This window comes from Kocuria sp. KH4, from assembly GCF_053711175.1.
In genome coordinates this window covers 74,502-91,381 of sequence record NZ_JBSJYX010000001.1, presented here as the reverse complement: position 1 = coordinate 91,381, position 16,880 = coordinate 74,502, and the positions used below count along the sequence as shown (strand labels likewise).

The following is a 16,880-nucleotide window of genomic DNA, read 5'->3' as shown; positions in this document are numbered from 1 at the left end:
CCGCCGGGGCCGACCGGCCGCCGCGCCACGGCGGCCACCCGCCGTCGTACGCTCCTGTGCGCCGGTACGTCCAGCAGAAGAAGGACCAGCACATGGCTCCCAAGAAGAAGAAGGTCTCCGGCCTCATCAAGCTGCAGATCCAGGCAGGCGCCGCGAACCCGGCGCCCCCCGTGGGCCCCGCCCTCGGTCAGCACGGCGTGAACATCATGGAGTTCTGCAAGGCCTACAACGCGGCCACGGAGTCCCAGCGCGGCAACATCGTCCCCGTGGAGATCACGGTGTACGAGGACCGCTCGTTCACCTTCGTCACGAAGACCCCGCCCGCCGCGCAGCTGATCAAGAAGGCCGCCGGCGTCGCCAAGGGCTCCGGTGTCCCGCACACCCAGAAGGTCGGCAAGCTCACCATGGACCAGGTCCGGGAGATCGCCGAGACCAAGAAGGAAGACCTCAACGCCAACGACATCGACGCCGCGGCGAAGATCATCGCCGGCACCGCCCGCTCGATGGGCATCGAGGTCGAGTGATCGGCCTCGGCTGATCACCACCCACCGTTATTGACGTGGCAGGACCGAGCGCGGTCCGCAGACCACAACTGCACAAGGAGAAGAAGCAGATGGCAAAGCGCAGCAAGGCATACCAGGCGGCGGCGGCCCGGATCGGCGAGGGGCTCTACAGCCCGGCCGAGGCCGTGGCCCTGGCCAAGGAGATCGACACGGCCAAGACCGACTCCACCGTGGAGGTCGTCCTCCGGCTCGGCGTGGACCCCCGCAAGGCGGACCAGATGGTCCGCGGCACGGTGAACCTGCCCAACGGCACGGGCAAGACCGCCCGCGTCGTCGTCTTCGCGACCGGCGACAAGGCCGCCGCCGCGGAGGAGGCCGGCGCCGACCACGTGGGCTCCGACGACCTGATCGCCCGCATCCAGGGCGGCTGGACCGACTTCGACGCCGCCGTGGCGACCCCGGACATGATGGGCAAGGTGGGGCGCCTGGGCAAGGTGCTCGGCCCGCGCAACCTCATGCCGAACCCGAAGACGGGCACCGTCACCATGGACGTGGCCAAGGCCGTCAACGACATCAAGGGCGGCAAGATCGACTTCCGCGTCGACAAGCACTCGAACCTGCACTTCATCGTGGGCAAGACCTCCTTCGAGGTCGAGAAGCTGGCCGAGAACTACGGCGCCGCGCTCGAGGAGATCCTGCGCCTGAAGCCATCCGCCTCGAAGGGCCGCTACATCACCAAGGCGACCGTCTCGACCACGTTCGGCCCGGGCATCCCGGTCGACCCGAACGCCACCGAGGTCGTCCTCGGCGCCTGACGCCGGACACCGGGCCCCCACGGGCCCGCACGGGGGGCCCGGCCGCTGCGGCCGGGCCCCCCGTCGTTCCACCCACGCGAACCCGGGGGCACCGCCGCCCTCCGGAAGGGAGTCCCCGTGATCGAGCACCCCCCAGTGCGGATCGAGCAGATGCGCATCCCCGACGACTTCGACGCCGCCGCCCAGGAGCTGCTGGGCCGGGTGGCCGGTCTCGTGCGCCGGTCCCGGCAGCACGTCTGGGGCATCTCGGACCTCACCGGCGACGCGCAGGAGCTCTACCGCGACCTGCTGGACCCCTTCGAGCGGGTCGTGGTGCTGCTGGCCTGGGCCGGGGACCGGCTCGCCGGGCGGGCCGAGGTGCGCCTGCCGCTGGTGGCCGCCACCGGGACCGCGCACATCACCGTCGACGTGGACCCCGAGGTCACCTCCCAGGGCACCGGCAGCGAGCTGCTCAGCGCCGCCGAGCAGCTCGCGGTGGGCGAGTCCCGCCGGCACCTGAGCATCCAGACCGAGCACCCCGGCCCGGAGGAGATCCAGGGCGACGGCAGCGTGACCGGCGTCTTCCCCGTGGTCACCCCGGGCATGGTCGAGTGGGTCGACGCCGCGGACGGCTCCGGCCGCCTGCCCGTCTCCAACCGGCAGACCCGCTTCGCCCTCCACGCCGGGTACCGGCTGGAGTCGGTCAGCGACTTCGGCGTCCTGGAGGTCCCCCTCTCGCCGACCCGCGTGCAGACGCTGCTGCGCGAGGTCGAGGCCTCGCCGGCGCCGGAGGAGTACCGCATCCACGTGTGGGCCGGGCCCGCTCCCGAGGAGCGGCTCGACGAGCTCGCGGCCCTGCACTCCCGCATGGCCGCCGACTCCTTCCTGGCGCCGGCGGCGGCCGACCCCGAGCCCTGGGACGCCGAGCGGGTGCGCCGCACCGAGCAGCTGCGCGCCGAGGCCGGCAACGTGTCCCTGGTCGCCGTCGCCGAGCGGGGGACCACCGGTCACCTGGTCGGGATGACCGAGATCGTCCTGGCGGGGGAGGACCCGGTGATCGGGATGCAGGACGAGACCGTGGTGCTGCGCGAGCACCGCCGCCGCTGGATCGCCACCCGGCTCAAGCTGGCGAACCTGCAGCAGCTGGAGCGGCTGGCCCCGGCGGTGCGCACCGTGTACTCGTGGTCCCACAGCGGCGACGACCGGATGAGCCGGGTCAACAGCCGGCTCGGCTTCCGGGTCGCCGGGCGCAGCGGCGTGTGGTCCCGCGACCTCCCGCCCGCCTGACCGGCCCGGGGCGGGCCCGATTTGGCGCGTGCGGGCCCCTCGGGTAGGGTGGGGCGTACCAAAGACCGCCGGTCGTGTTCTCCCCTGCCCCGCGCGTCCTGTCTCAGGAGCGTGCGCCACGGGGAGCAGCCGTAAGAGTTCCGCCAGGAACGGCCAGCGCAGGTGAACCAGCACAGCGTGCACGCCCCCGACCGGGGCGGGCCGTTCGAGCCCCGGGCATCTGCGCGGGGCTTTTTCTGTGCCCGGGCCCTTCCGGCAGCGCCCGGCATCGAAGACCGGAAGGAGTACCATGGCGAACCCGGAAAAGGCAGCCGCGGTCGCCGAGTTGAAGGAACTGTTCTCCAACTCGGACGCCGCTGTCCTGACGGAGTACCGCGGCCTCACCGTGGCCCAGCTCAAGGAGCTGCGCCGCTCGCTCGGTGAGAACGCCGAATACGCCGTGGTGAAGAACACGCTGACCGCGATCGCGGCCAAGGAGATGGGCATCGACGCGTTCGACGGCCAGCTCGCCGGCCCGAGCGCGATCGCCTTCATCTCGGGGGACCCCGTCGAGGCCGCCAAGAGCCTGCGTGACTTCGCCAAGGCGAACCCGCAGCTCGTCGTCAAGGGCGGTTACCTCGAGGGCAAGGCCCTCAGCGAGGCGGAGATCAAGCAGCTCGCGGACCTCGAGTCCCGCGAGGTGCTGCTGGCCAAGGTGGCCGGTGCCGCCAAGGCGTCCCTGTCCCAGGCCGCGGCGCTGTTCCAGGCCCCGCTGTCCAAGACCGTCCGTACGGCCGAGGCGCTGCGCGCCAAGGTCGAGGAGCAGGGCGCCTGACCAGCACCCCGCCGCGAGGCACATTCTCACCACGGAACCAGACCGTCCCGCGCCGACGAACCCGGCCGGGGCACACCATCGAAAAGGAGCCACACCATGGCCAAGCTCACCACCGCTGAACTGATCGACGCGTTCAAGGAGCTCTCCCTCATCGAGCTCTCCGAGTTCGTCAAGGCCTTCGAGGAGACCTTCGACGTCACCGCCGCCGCCCCCGTGGCCGTCGCCGGTGCCGCCGCTCCGGCCGCCGCCGCCGAGGAGGCCGAGGAGCAGACCGAGTTCGACGTCGTGCTCGAGGCCGCCGGCGACAAGAAGATCCAGGTCATCAAGGAGGTCCGCGCGCTGACCTCCCTCGGCCTCAAGGAGGCCAAGGACCTCGTGGACTCGGCCCCCAAGGCCGTCCTCGAGGGCGCCAACAAGGAGGCCGCGGACAAGGCCAAGGAGGCCCTCGAGGGCGCCGGCGCCACCGTCACCCTCAAGTAGTCCCTCCCGGACGCGCCGCGGCGCGACCGTTCCCGCGAGGCCCCGGACGCTCGGCGTCCGGGGCCTCGCGCCGTGCCCGGCGAGGTGTGGGACACTGGGGGCACAACCACATCGGCCGCCCACCCGCAGCGGGAGAGTCCGCCGCCGTCCGCCCCCGGACGGCCGGCGGCGCCGAAGGAGCAAATCCTCCCCGGGAATCTCTCAGGCACCCGTACCGCTGCGAGCAGGCCACTCTGAAGAGGCCCCCCTGCCCACGGCCACCGGCCCGGGCGGAGGGCCACCGACGGTGCAGGCCGGCTCCCGCCCGGGGCCGGCGAAAACTCTCAGGTCAGCGAACAGAGCGGGGAGGGTCCGACGGGCCCCACCGGGCCTCGAACCACGAGGAGCTGACCTTGTCCTTCCTTCCACGCCACCTCGGACCCGACGCCGCCGAGACCGCGATCATGCTCGAGACCGTCGGCGCGGGCGCGCTCGACGAGCTCGTCGCCCGCGCGGTCCCCCGGAGCATCGCCGCCGACGAGCCCCTGCGGCTGCCGGAGCCCATGTCCGAGCACGAGGCCCTCACCGCCCTGCGCCGGATCGCGGCGAAGAACCGGGTGATGACGCAGATGATCGGGCAGGGCTACGCCGAGACCGTCACCCCGCCCGCGCTGCGCCGCAACATCCTCGAGAACCCCGCCTGGTACACCTCCTACACGCCGTACCAGCCGGAGATCTCCCAGGGCCGGCTCGAGGCCCTGCTGACCTTCCAGAACGCCGTCATGGACCTCACGGGCCTGGACCTGGCCAACGCCTCCCTGCTCGACGAGGCCACCGCCGTGGCCGAGGCCGTGCTCATGATGCGCCGGGCCAACCGCCGCTCCGGCAGCCGCCGCGTCGCCGTGGACTCCCGCGCCCTCCCGCAGACCCTCGCCGTGCTGCGCGGCCGCTGCCGGGCCGTGGGCATCGACCTGGTCGTCGCCGACCTCGCCGAGGGGCTGCCCGAGGGCGAGTTCTTCGGCGTGGTCCTGACCCAGGTGGGCGTGGACGGGGACGTCGCCGACCTGGCGGAGCGCACGGAGCAGGCCCACGCGCAGGGCGCGCTCGTGGCCGTCGCCACGGACCTGCTGGCCCTCACCCTGCTGCGCTCACCGGGGGAGCAGGGCGCGGACATCGCCGTCGGCTCCGCCCAGCGCTTCGGGGTGCCCCTGTTCTTCGGCGGGCCCCACGCCGCGTTCATGGCCTGCCGCAAGGGCCTGGAGCGCAATCTGCCCGGCCGCCTGGTGGGCGTCTCGGTGGACTCCTCCGGCCGGCCGGCCTACCGGCTGGCGCTGCAGACCCGCGAGCAGCACATCCGCCGCGAGAAGGCCACCTCCAACATCTGCACGGCCCAGGCGCTGCTGGCCATCGTCGCCGGCGCCTACGCCGCCTACCACGGCGCCGACGGGCTGCGCGCCATCGCCGAGCGCGTGCACGGGCTCGCCGCGCGGCTGGCCGCGGGGCTCACCGCGGCCGGGGTGCCGGTGGTGCACGGCACGTTCTTCGACACCGTCCTGGCCGAGGTGCCCGGGCGCGCCGACGCGGTCGTCGCCGCCGCCGCGGAGCGCGGCATCAACGTGCGCCGGGCCGGCGCGGACCACGTGTCCGTCTCGGTGGGGGAGCCCCACGGCGAGCGCGACGTGGACGCGGTGCTCGCCGCCTTCGGGGCGGCCGCCCCCGAGGACGGCGCCGCCGGCTGGGACCTGCCGGACGCGCTGCTGCGCACCGACTCCTACCTCGCCCACCCGGTGTTCACCCTGCACCGCTCCGAGACCGCGATGATGCGCTGGCTGCGCTCCCTCGCGGACAAGGACCTGGCCCTGGACCGCACCATGATCCCGCTGGGCTCCTGCACCATGAAGCTCAACGCGGCCGCGGAGATGGAGCCCATCAGCTGGCCCGAGTTCGCCTCGATCCACCCGCTGGCCCCGGAGGAGCAGACCGTCGGCTACCGGGAGCTCATCGCCCAGCTGGAGTCCTGGCTCGCGGAGATCACCGGCTACGCCGCCGTGTCCGTCCAGCCCAACGCCGGGTCCCAGGGGGAGCTCGCCGGCCTGCTGGCGATCCGCCGCTACCACCTCTCCCGCGGCGACGACCGGCGCACCACGATCCTCATCCCGTCCTCCGCCCACGGCACCAACGCGGCGTCCGCGGTGCTCGCCGACCTGAAGGTCGTGGTCGTGGCCACCGCCGGGGACGGCTCCGTGGACCTGGACGACCTCGACGCCAAGATCGCGGCCGTGGGGGACGAGCTCGCCGGGATCATGATCACCTACCCCTCCACGCACGGGGTGTTCGAGGAACAGGTCACCGCCGTGTGCGCGGCCGTGCACGACGCCGGCGGGCAGGTCTACGTGGACGGCGCCAACCTCAACGCCCTCATGGGCCTGGCCCGTCCCGGCCGCTTCGGCGGGGACGTCTCCCACCTGAACCTGCACAAGACCTTCTGCATCCCGCACGGCGGCGGCGGGCCCGGGGTGGGGCCGGTGGCGGTCGCCGAGCACCTGGTGCCGTTCCTGCCCGAGGACCCGGCCGCCGCGGGCGCGGGCGCGGGCGCCGAGACCTTCCCCGTCTCCCAGGCCCGCTACGGCTCCGCCGGGGTGCTGCCGATCTCCTGGATGTACATCGCCATGGCCGGCGCCGAGGGGCTCACCGCGTCCTCGCGCACCGCGATCCTCAGCGCCAACTACGTCTCCGCCCGGCTCGCGGACGTCTTCCCGACGCTCTACACCGGCCCCGGCGGACTCGTGGCCCACGAGTGCATCCTGGACCTGCGCCCCCTCACCAAGGCCTCCGGGGTCACCGCCGAGGACGTGTGCAAGCGGCTGGTCGACTACGGCTTCCACGCCCCCACGCTCGCGTTCCCCGTGGCCGGCACCCTGATGGTCGAGCCCACCGAGTCCGAGAACCTCGCCGAGCTGGACCGCTTCGTGGCCGCGATGCGCGCCATCCACGCCGAGATGCAGGCCGTGGCCGACGGCGAGGTGGCGCTGGAGGACTCCGTGCTCCGCCACGCCCCGCACACCGCGGAGGTGCTCACGGCCGACTCCTGGGAGCGCGCCTATCCGCGCTCCCAGGCCGCCTACCCGCTGCCCGAGCTGCGGCTGGCGAAGTACTGGGTGCCCGTGGGCCGGGTGGAGAACGCCGCCGGGGACCGCAACCTGGTCTGCAGCTGCCCGCCGATCGAGGCCTTCGCCTCGCCCGCGCCGGCGGAGGCCGCCCGATGAGCGCCCGCACCACGCCGCTGGCGGCCGCCCACCGGGAGGCCGGTGCCGTGAGCACCGACTTCGGCGGCTGGCAGATGCCCCTCAAGTACGGCAACGACGTCGCCGAGCACCACGCGGTGCGCCGGGCCGCCGGGGTCTTCGACCTGTCCCACATGGGCGAGATCGCCGTGGAGGGCCCGGACGCGGCCGCGTTCCTGGACGCGGCGGTCGTCTCCCGGCTGAGCGCCGTCGCCACCGGCCGGGCCAAGTACTCGCTGCTGGTCGACGAGGCCGGACGGGTCCTCGACGACCTCATCGTCTACCGCCTGGCCGAGGACCGCTTCCTGGTGGTGCCCAACGCCGGGAACACGGCGGCCGTGCTGCGGGCGCTGGAGGAGCGCGCGCACGGCCACGACGTCACGGTGGAGGACCGCACGGAGGCCACCGCGCTGGTGGCCGTCCAGGGCCCCGCGGCCCAGGACACCCTGCTCGCCGCCGGGTGCGCCGACCCGGACGCCGTGCGGGGGCTCGGGTACTACGCCTGCACGCCCGGCGAGGTCGCCGGGGTGCCCGCGCTCGTGGCCCGCACCGGGTACACCGGCGAGGACGGCTTCGAGCTCTACGTGGCCCCCGAGCACGCGCGCACCGTGTGGGACGCGCTGCTCGCCGCGGGGGAGGGCCGCGGGGTCGTCCCCGCCGGGCTCGCCGCCCGCGACTCGCTGCGCCTGGAGGCGGGGATGCCGCTGTACGGCCACGAGCTGGGCCCGGACATCACGCCGTTCGAGGCCGGGCTGGGCCGGCTCGTGGCGGCGGCGCTGCGCGGCAAGGGCGAGTTCGTGGGGCGGGCCGCGCTCGAGGCGCAGGCGGCCGAGCCCCCGGCCCGGGTGCTCGTGGGGCTCCGGGGGCTCACCCGCCGCCCGGTCCGGGCCGGGAACGCGGTGCTCGCGGGGGACGAGACGGTCGGCGAGGTCACCAGCGGCGTCCCGTCGCCGACCCTCGGCCACCCGGTGGCCATGGCCCTCGTGCGGCCGGCGGCGCTGGAGGCCGGGGTCCCGCTCGAGGCCGACGTGCGGGGCCGCCGTGCGCCCGTGGAGGTCGTCGGGCTGCCCTTCTACCGCCGCGGCTGAGACGCACGGCACGAAATTCCTCATCCTACGGCCGGTGGGCGCCCGCGTCCACCGGCCGGGTGGACAGACCGGCGAGTCCGGCCTATGCTGTTTATTTGCGTTGTCCCTCATTCTGCGTGCCTTCATATAGCGGTGGGCACCCCCGGGGCGCGAACCAGCGGCTCAGCGCGCTGGACCTCGCACACCCGTATCCCCGATCTCGGGAACTGCGCGATTCAACTGCAGGTCTGTGGAAGGAATCCATCTTGGTCGCCTCGAGCACCGATTCGAACGTAACCGCTAACCGACCGGCCGACGGGGACCTCCCGCGCCGCATCTCCTTCGCCAAGATCCACGAGCCGCTGGACGTGCCGAACCTGCTGGCCCTCCAGACGGACAGCTTCGACCGGCTCGTCGGCAACGAGCGCTGGCAGGCCCGCGTCCAGCAGGCCGTCGAGAACGGTGAGCAGGGCATCGCCCGCACCTCCGGGCTCTCCGACATCTTCGAGGAGATCTCCCCGATCGAGGACTTCCAGGGCACCATGTCCCTGTCCTTCTCGGAGCCGGAGTTCTACGAGCCCAAGTACACCATGGACGAGTGCAAGGACCGGGACGCCACGTACTCGGCGCCCCTGTACGTCAAGGCCGAGTTCATGAACAACAACACGGGCGAGATCAAGCAGCAGACCGTGTTCATGGGCGACTTCCCGCTGATGACCGAGAAGGGCACCTTCGTCATCAACGGCACCGAGCGTGTCGTCGTGTCCCAGCTCGTGCGCTCCCCGGGCGCCTACTTCGAGCGCGGCCAGGACCGCACCTCGGACAAGGACATCTACTCCGCGAAGATCATCCCGTCCCGCGGGGCCTGGTTCGAGCTGGAGATCGACAAGCGGGACCAGGTGGGCGTGCGCCTGGACCGCAAGCGCAAGCAGTCCGTGACCGTGCTGCTCAAGGCCCTGGGCTGGAGCGAGTCCCGCATCCTCGAGGAGTTCGGGGAGTTCGACTCGATCCGCGCCACCCTCGAGAAGGACACCGTCGACTCGCGCGAGGACGCGCTGCTGGACATCTACCGCAAGCTGCGTCCGGGGGAGCCGCCCACGGTCGACGCCGCGCAGGCGCTGCTGGACAACATGTACTTCAACGCCAAGCGCTACGACCTCGCCAAGGTGGGTCGCTACAAGATCAACCGCAAGCTGGGCCTGGACAAGGCGTTCGAGGACGAGGACGCCTCGGTGCTCTCGGTCGACGACATCGTGGCGATGATCCGCTACCTCGTGACCCTGCACGCCGGCGGCGCCACCATGCCGGGCGTGCGCAACGGCGAGGCCCGCGAGATCGTCGTGGACGTCGACGACATCGACCACTTCGGCAACCGCCGCATCCGCGCGGTCGGCGAGCTGATCGAGAACCAGATCCGCACCGGGCTCTCCCGCATGGAGCGGGTCGTGCGCGAGCGCATGACCACGCAGGACGTCGAGGCGATCACCCCGCAGACCCTGATCAACATCCGCCCCGTCGTGGCGGCGATCAAGGAGTTCTTCGGCACCTCGCAGCTGTCGCAGTTCATGGACCAGAACAACCCGCTGGCCGGTCTGACGCACAAGCGGCGCCTGTCCGCGCTGGGCCCCGGCGGTCTCTCCCGCGACCGCGCCGGCATGGAGGTCCGCGACGTCCACCCGTCGCACTACGGCCGCATGTGCCCGATCGAGACCCCCGAGGGCTCCAACATCGGCCTCATCGGCTCGCTGGCGACCTACGGGCGGATCAACCCGTTCGGCTTCATCGAGACCCCGTACCGCAAGGTCGTGGACGGCGTGGTGACCGACGACGTCGAGTACCTCACCGCCGACGACGAGCGCGGCGTCACGATCGCGCAGGCCAACGCCCCGCTGACGGCCGACAACCGGTTCGCCGAGGACGCCGTGCTCGCGCGCGCCGCCGACGGCTCCGGCGAGGCCGTGCTGGTCGACCCCACCGCGGTGCAGTTCATGGACGTGTCCCCGCGGCAGATGGTGTCCGTGGCGACCGCGCTCATCCCGTACCTCGAGCACGACGACGCCAACCGCGCGCTCATGGGCGCCAACATGCAGCGCCAGGCCGTGCCGCTGCTCGAGTCCGAGGCCCCCCTCGTGGGCACCGGCATGGAGCGCTACGCGGCCCTGGACGCCGGCGACTCGGTGCTGGCCCGCAAGGCCGGCGTGGTCGAGGAGGTCTCCGCGAACCTCGTGCGGGTGCTCAACGACGACGGGACGACCACCGTCTACCCGATCAACAAGTTCACGCGCTCCAACCCGGGCAACACCTACAACCAGCGCGTGATCGTCTCCGAGGGCGAGCGCGTCGAGGAGCGCTCGGTCATCGCCGACGGCCCCTCCACGGACCAGGGCGAGCTGGCCCTGGGCAAGAACCTGCTGGTGGCCTACATGTCCTGGGAGGGCCTCAACTACGAGGACGCGATCATCCTCTCCCAGCGGATGGTCTCCGAGGACGTGCTCACCTCGATCCACATCGAGGAGCACGAGATCGACGCCCGCGACACCAAGCTGGGCGCCGAGGAGATCACCCGGGACATCCCGAACGTGTCCGAGGAGGTGCTGTCCGCCCTCGACGAGCGCGGCATCATCCACATCGGCGCCGAGGTCCAGGCCGGGGACATCCTGGTCGGCAAGGTCACGCCCAAGGGCGAGACCGAGCTCACCCCGGAGGAGCGGCTGCTGCGGGCGATCTTCGGCGAGAAGTCCCGCGAGGTGCGCGACACGTCCCTGAAGGTGCCCCACGGCGAGTCCGGCACCGTCATCGGCGTGCGCGTCTTCGACCGCGACGACGAGGACGACGACCTGCCCGCGGGCGTCAACCAGGTGGTCCGGGTGTACGTGGCGCAGAAGCGCAAGATCACCGACGGCGACAAGCTCGCCGGCCGGCACGGCAACAAGGGCGTCATCTCGAAGATCCTGCCGCTGGAGGACATGCCGTTCCTGGAGGACGGCACCCCGGTGGACATCATCCTCAACCCGCTGGGCGTGCCCGGGCGCATGAACCTGGGGCAGGTCCTCGAGGTGCACACCGGCTGGCTGGCCAAGCAGGGCTGGAACATCGAGGGCGAGCCCGAGTGGCTGGACCGGCTGCCGAACTTCCCGAAGCAGTCGGGCCCCACGAACGTGGCGACCCCCGTGTTCGACGGCGCGCGCGAGGAGGAGATCTTCGACCTCCTCGACCACACCAACCCGACCCGCGACGGCGTGCGCCTGATCGACCGGACCGGCAAGGCCCGGCTGTTCGACGGCCGCTCCGGCGAGCCGTTCCCCGACCCGGTGTCGGTGGGCTACCAGTACATCCTGAAGCTCCACCACCTGGTCGACGACAAGATCCACGCGCGCTCCACCGGCCCGTACTCCATGATCACCCAGCAGCCGCTGGGTGGTAAGGCGCAGTTCGGCGGCCAGCGCTTCGGCGAGATGGAGGTCTGGGCCCTCGAGGCGTACGGCGCCGCCTACACGCTGCAGGAGCTGCTGACGGTCAAGTCCGACGACGTGCACGGGCGCGTGAAGGTCTACGAGGCCATCGTCAAGGGCGAGAACATCCCCGAGCCGGGTGTTCCCGAGTCCTTCAAGGTGCTCATCAAGGAGATGCAGTCGCTGTGCCTGAACGTCGAGGTGCTCTCGGCCGACGGCAACACCATCGAGATGCGCGATTCGGATGACGAGGTCTTCCGGGCGGCCGAGGAGCTGGGCATCGATCTCTCGCACTCCGAGCCCAGCTCGGTCGAAGAGGTCTGAGACCCTCCCTCCACCCCCGACGAGACGTCACCCTTTCCAGAGAAAGAGATAAAGGACCCTCATGTCCAACGAATCTTCACTTGGCCTCATGCGGATCGGTCTTGCGACCGCGGAGGACATCCGGACCTGGTCGTACGGCGAGGTCAAGAAGCCGGAGACCATCAACTACCGCACGCTCAAGCCGGAGAAGGACGGCCTGTTCTGCGAGAAGATCTTCGGCCCCACCCGGGACTGGGAGTGCTACTGCGGCAAGTACAAGCGGGTGCGCTACAAGGGCATCATCTGCGAGCGCTGCGGCGTGGAGGTCACCCGCGCCAAGGTGCGCCGCGAGCGGATGGGCCACATCGAGCTCGCCGCTCCCGTCACCCACATCTGGTACTTCAAGGGCGTGCCCTCGCGGCTGGGCTACCTGCTGGACCTGGCCCCGAAGGACCTCGAGAAGGTCATCTACTTCGCGGCGTACATGATCACCTCCGTGGACGAGGACGCCCGCCACGACGACCTGCCGAACCTGCAGGCCGCCGTGGACCGGGAGAAGGCCCAGATGGAGGCCACCCGCGACGCGGACATCGCCGCGATCGCCCGTGACCTCGAGACCGAGCTCGGCCGGGTCGAGGAGGAGGGCGGCAAGGCCGCGGAGAAGCGCAAGCTCCGCGACTCCGCCGACCGCCAGATGGCCAACGTGCGCAAGCGCGCCAACCTGGAGGTCGACCGCCTCGAGCAGGTCTGGGACCGCTTCAAGAACCTCAAGGTCAACGACCTCGAGGGCGACGAGGCGCTCTACCGCGTGATGGTGGACCGCTACGGCATGTACTTCGAGGGCTCGATGGGCGCCGAGGCGATCAAGAAGCGCCTGGAGACCTTCGACCTCGAGGCGGAGGCCGAGTCCCTGCGCGAGACCATCGCCACCGGCAAGGGCCAGCGCAAGACCCGCGCCCTGAAGCGGCTCAAGGTCGTCAACGCGTTCCTGACCACGGACAACTCCCCGCTGGGCATGGTCCTGGACGCCGTCCCGGTGATCCCGCCGGAACTGCGCCCCATGGTCCAGCTCGACGGCGGCCGCTTCGCCACCTCGGACCTCAACGACCTCTACCGGCGCGTGATCAACCGCAACAACCGCCTCAAGCGGCTGCTGGACCTCGGCGCCCCGGAGATCATCGTCAACAACGAGAAGCGGATGCTCCAGGAGGCCGTGGACTCGCTGTTCGACAACGGCCGCCGCGGCCGGCCGGTCACCGGGCCGGGCAACCGGGCGCTGAAGTCGCTGTCCGACATGCTCAAGGGCAAGCAGGGCCGGTTCCGCCAGAACCTGCTCGGCAAGCGCGTCGACTACTCGGGCCGCTCGGTCATCGTGGTCGGCCCGCAGCTGAAGCTGCACCAGTGCGGCCTGCCCAAGCAGATGGCGCTCGAGCTGTTCAAGCCGTTCGTGATGAAGCGGCTCGTGGACCTCAACCACGCGCAGAACATCAAGTCCGCCAAGCGGATGGTCGAGCGCTACCGCCCCCAGGTGTGGGACGTGCTGGAGGAGGTCATCACCGAGCACCCCGTGCTGCTCAACCGTGCCCCCACCCTGCACCGTCTCGGCATCCAGGCGTTCGAGCCGCAGCTCGTCGAGGGCAAGGCCATCCAGCTCCACCCGCTCGTGTGCGGCGCGTTCAACGCCGACTTCGACGGCGACCAGATGGCCGTGCACCTGCCCCTGTCCCCGGAGGCCCAGGCCGAGGCCCGCATCCTGATGCTGTCCTCGAACAACATCCTGAAGCCCTCGGACGGCAAGCCGATCGCCCTGCCCTCGCAGGACATGATCATCGGCCTCTACCACCTCACCACCGTCCGCGAGGGCGAGGTGGGGGAGGGCCGGTCGTTCTCCTCCGTGGCCGAGGCGATCATGGCCCACGACGCGGGCAGGCTGCACCTGAACGCGCTGTGCCGGATCGAGCTGGAGGACTTCGTGCCCTTCGAGGGCTGGACCGCCCCCGAGGGCTGGGAGCCGGGCCGGCCGGTGGTGGTGGAGACCACCCTGGGCCGCGTGCTGTTCAACGACACGCTGCCGCAGGACTACCCCTGGGACGAGGCCGTCGCGGACAAGAAGCACCTGTCCGCGCTGGTCAACGACCTCGCGGAGCGCTACCCGATGGTGACGGTGGCGCACACGCTGGACGAGCTCAAGGACGCCGGGTTCCACTGGGCGGCCCGCTCGGGCGTGACCGTGGCGATCTCCGACATCGCGACCCCGCCGGAGAAGCCCGCCATCATGGAGGGCTACGAGGCGCAGGCCGCGAAGATCCAGGGCCAGTACGACCGCGGTCTGATCGACGACGACGAGCGCCGCTCGGAGCTGATCGACATCTGGACCAAGGCCACCGACGAGGTCGCCGAGGCCATGCAGGCCAACCTCTCGCCGCTGAACACCATCAACCGCATGGTGTCCTCCGGCGCCCGAGGCAACTGGATGCAGGTCCGCCAGATCGCCGGCATCCGCGGGCTCGTGTCCAACCCGAAGGGCGAGATCATGCCCCGCCCGATCAAGTCCTCGTACCGCGAGGGCCTGTCGGTGCTGGAGTACTTCATCGCGACCCACGGCGCCCGCAAGGGCCTGGCCGACACCGCGCTGCGCACGGCGAACTCGGGCTACCTGACCCGTCGTCTCGTGGACGTCTCCCAGGACGTCATCGTGCGCGAGGCGGACTGCATGACGGAGCGCGGCCTGAACCTGCCGCTCGCCGACGTGCAGGAGACCGGCGCCCGCACCCTGCACGAGGACATCGAGAACACCGTGCACGGCCGCGTGCTCGCGGTCGACGCGGTGGACGCGAACGGCGAGATCCTGGCCTCGGCCGGAACGGACCTCTCCGACCCGCTGATCCACGCGCTGTTCACCGGCGGGATCGACACGGTGCGCGTGCGCTCCGTGCTGACCTGCGAGTCCGCGGTCGGCGTGTGCGCGGCGTGCTACGGCCGCTCCCTGGCGTCCAACCAGCTCGTGGACATCGGCGAGGCGGTGGGCATCATCGCCGCGCAGTCGATCGGCGAGCCGGGCACCCAGCTGACGATGCGCACCTTCCACACCGGTGGTGTCGCGTCCTCGGACGGTGACATCACGCAGGGTCTGCCCCGTATCCAGGAGCTCTTCGAGGCCCGCACGCCCAAGGGCGTCGCGCCGATCTCGGAGGTCGCCGGGCGGGTCAGCCTCGAGGACACCGAGAAGTCGCTGAAGGTCGTCGTGACCCCGGACAACGGGGACGAGGCGATCGGCTACCCGGTGCTGCGGCGCGCCAAGCTCCTGGTGACCGAGGGGGACCACGTCGAGGTCGGCCAGCAGCTGGTCTCGGGCGCCGTGGACCCCAAGGAGGTGCTGCGCATCCGCGGTCCGCGGCAGGCGCAGAAGCACCTCGTGGACGAGGTGCAGCGCGTGTACCGCTCCCAGGGCGTGGGCATCCACGACAAGCACGTGGAGGTCATCGTGCGGCAGATGCTGCGCCGCGTGACGATCATCGAGTCGGGCGAGACGGACCTGCTGCCGGGCGAGCTCGTCGAGAACGTCCGCTTCCTGGAGGCCAACCGGAAGGCGGTGGCCGAGAGCACCCGGCCCGCCGCCGGCCGGCCGGAGCTGATGGGCATCACCAAGGCCTCGCTGGCCACCGACTCGTGGCTGTCGGCCGCGTCCTTCCAGGAGACCACCCGCGTGCTCACGCAGGCGGCCATGGAGGGCAAGTCCGACCCGCTGGTGGGCCTCAAGGAGAACGTGATCATCGGCAAGCTGATCCCTGCCGGCACCGGGCTCGCGCGGTACAACAACATCGACGTCGAGCCGACGGACGAGGCGAAGGCCTCGCTGTTCACGGAGCCGGGGGCGTTCTCGGACTTCAGCTACGCGGAGGAGAACTCCGCGCCGGCCGAGTTCCAGGCGATCCCGCTGGAGGACTACGACTTCGGCTCCAACTGAGGTCGGTGTCCTGACAACCACGTGATCACGCGGTGACCAGCACGGCAGCCCCGCCCCGGAGGACCACCTCCGGTGCGGGGCTGCCGCCGTTGTGGGGCGGGGCGCGCGTCCCCGGGAAGGAGACAGCAGGACCATGGCCAACTCGCCCAGCGGGGAGTCCGTGCTCGAGCGCGCGGACCGCATCCTCGCGGCCTTCACGGCGGAGGAGCCCCGGCTGACCGGGGCCGGGATCGCCGCCCGCACCGGGCTGCCTCCGGCCACGGCCCACCGGCTGGTGCGGGAGATGGCCCGCCGGGGGTGGCTCGACCGGGTCGAGGGCGGGCGCTACGTCGTCGGCACCCGGCTGTGGGAGCTGGCCAACCGGTCCTCCCGGGAGCTCGGCCTGGCCCAGGCCGCCCGCCCGTTCATGGGGGACATCCACGCGGTGCTGCGCCAGCACGTGCAGCTCGGCATCGTGGAGGGCCGGGAGGTGCTGCTGGTGGAGCGGCTCTCCCACCCGCGGGCGGTGCCGGTCCGCTCCGCGGTGGCGGGACGGCTGCCCCTGCACCTCTCGGCCACGGGCCTGGTGCTGCTGGCGCACGCCCCGGAGGACTTCCGGGTGAGCTATCTGGAGGGCCCGCTGCCGGCGCTCACGGAGCTCTCGCCCACGGACCCGGAGGTGCTCGCGGAGGAGCTCGCCCGCGTCCGGGCCGCCGGGCACGCCCTGCAGACGGGCTACCTGGAGACCGGCACGGCGGGCATCGCCGTGCCGGTGCGCGGGCGGGGCGACCAGGTGGTGGCGGGCCTGGGCGTCATCACCCCGGCCGGCGACCCCGCCGCGCGGGCGGGGGCCATCGTCCAGGCCCTGCACACCGCGGCGCACGGCATCCGGCGCACGCTGCGGGAGACCCACCGGGACACGGACGGCTGACGAATCCGCCGCCGTCCCGTTGAACGGACGCTCTGTGGTG

10 protein-coding genes and 1 riboswitch are annotated in these 16,880 nt (G+C 71.6%); all 10 genes read left to right on the top strand.

Translation table 11 applies throughout. The annotated features are described in order from the left end of the window. Nucleotides 1–92 precede the first annotated feature (92 nt). The 10 genes from rplK to ACWCOM_RS00410 all read left to right on the top strand — a co-directional run bounded on the left by rplK (nucleotide 93) and on the right by ACWCOM_RS00410 (nucleotide 16,840). Nucleotides 93–524: a 50S ribosomal protein L11 gene (gene rplK, locus ACWCOM_RS00455; protein WP_047803898.1), complete on the top strand. Its 432-nt coding sequence runs from the start codon at nucleotides 93–95 to the stop codon at nucleotides 522–524. An 89-nt stretch (nucleotides 525–613) separates the two neighbouring features. Then, nucleotides 614–1,318: a 50S ribosomal protein L1 gene (rplA, locus tag ACWCOM_RS00450; protein ID WP_454546767.1), complete on the top strand. Its 705-nt coding sequence runs from the start codon at nucleotides 614–616 to the stop codon at nucleotides 1,316–1,318. A 117-nt stretch (nucleotides 1,319–1,435) separates the two neighbouring features. After that, the gene (locus ACWCOM_RS00445; protein WP_454546766.1) at nucleotides 1,436–2,584 is read left to right on the top strand and encodes a GNAT family N-acetyltransferase; all 1,149 of its coding nucleotides are present in this window, start codon (nucleotides 1,436–1,438) and stop codon (nucleotides 2,582–2,584) included. Nucleotides 2,585–2,873: 289 nt separating this feature from the next. Then, nucleotides 2,874–3,398 (top strand): 50S ribosomal protein L10, encoded by a 525-nt coding sequence (rplJ, locus tag ACWCOM_RS00440; protein WP_156267316.1) that lies wholly within the window; start codon nucleotides 2,874–2,876, stop codon nucleotides 3,396–3,398. 96 nt (nucleotides 3,399–3,494) lie between these two features. Then, nucleotides 3,495–3,878 carry a 50S ribosomal protein L7/L12 gene (gene rplL / locus ACWCOM_RS00435; protein ID WP_047803902.1) on the top strand — a complete coding sequence of 128 codons (384 nt, stop codon included), beginning with the start codon at nucleotides 3,495–3,497 and terminating at the stop codon, nucleotides 3,876–3,878. A gap of 119 nt (nucleotides 3,879–3,997) precedes the next feature. After that, nucleotides 3,998–4,105: riboswitch (glycine riboswitch) on the top strand. Between the two features lie 165 nt (nucleotides 4,106–4,270). After that, nucleotides 4,271–7,123 (top strand): aminomethyl-transferring glycine dehydrogenase, encoded by a 2,853-nt coding sequence (gene gcvP, locus ACWCOM_RS00430; RefSeq protein WP_454546765.1) that lies wholly within the window; start codon nucleotides 4,271–4,273, stop codon nucleotides 7,121–7,123. Beyond that, nucleotides 7,120–8,229 carry a glycine cleavage system aminomethyltransferase GcvT gene (gcvT, locus tag ACWCOM_RS00425; protein WP_454546764.1) on the top strand — a complete coding sequence of 370 codons (1,110 nt, stop codon included), beginning with the start codon at nucleotides 7,120–7,122 and terminating at the stop codon, nucleotides 8,227–8,229. Before gcvP ends, gcvT begins: the two co-directional genes overlap by 4 nt. A gap of 245 nt (nucleotides 8,230–8,474) precedes the next feature. After that, nucleotides 8,475–11,984: a DNA-directed RNA polymerase subunit beta gene (gene rpoB, locus ACWCOM_RS00420; RefSeq protein WP_454546763.1), complete on the top strand. Its 3,510-nt coding sequence runs from the start codon at nucleotides 8,475–8,477 to the stop codon at nucleotides 11,982–11,984. Nucleotides 11,985–12,045: 61 nt separating this feature from the next. Continuing rightward, nucleotides 12,046–15,930, top strand: coding sequence for a DNA-directed RNA polymerase subunit beta' (locus ACWCOM_RS00415; protein WP_454546762.1), 3,885 nt, complete (start codon nucleotides 12,046–12,048; stop codon nucleotides 15,928–15,930). A gap of 133 nt (nucleotides 15,931–16,063) precedes the next feature. After that, entirely contained in the window at nucleotides 16,064–16,840 is a 777-nt protein-coding gene (locus ACWCOM_RS00410; RefSeq protein WP_454546761.1) for an IclR family transcriptional regulator, read from the top strand. The last annotated feature ends 40 nt before the right edge of the window (nucleotides 16,841–16,880 follow it).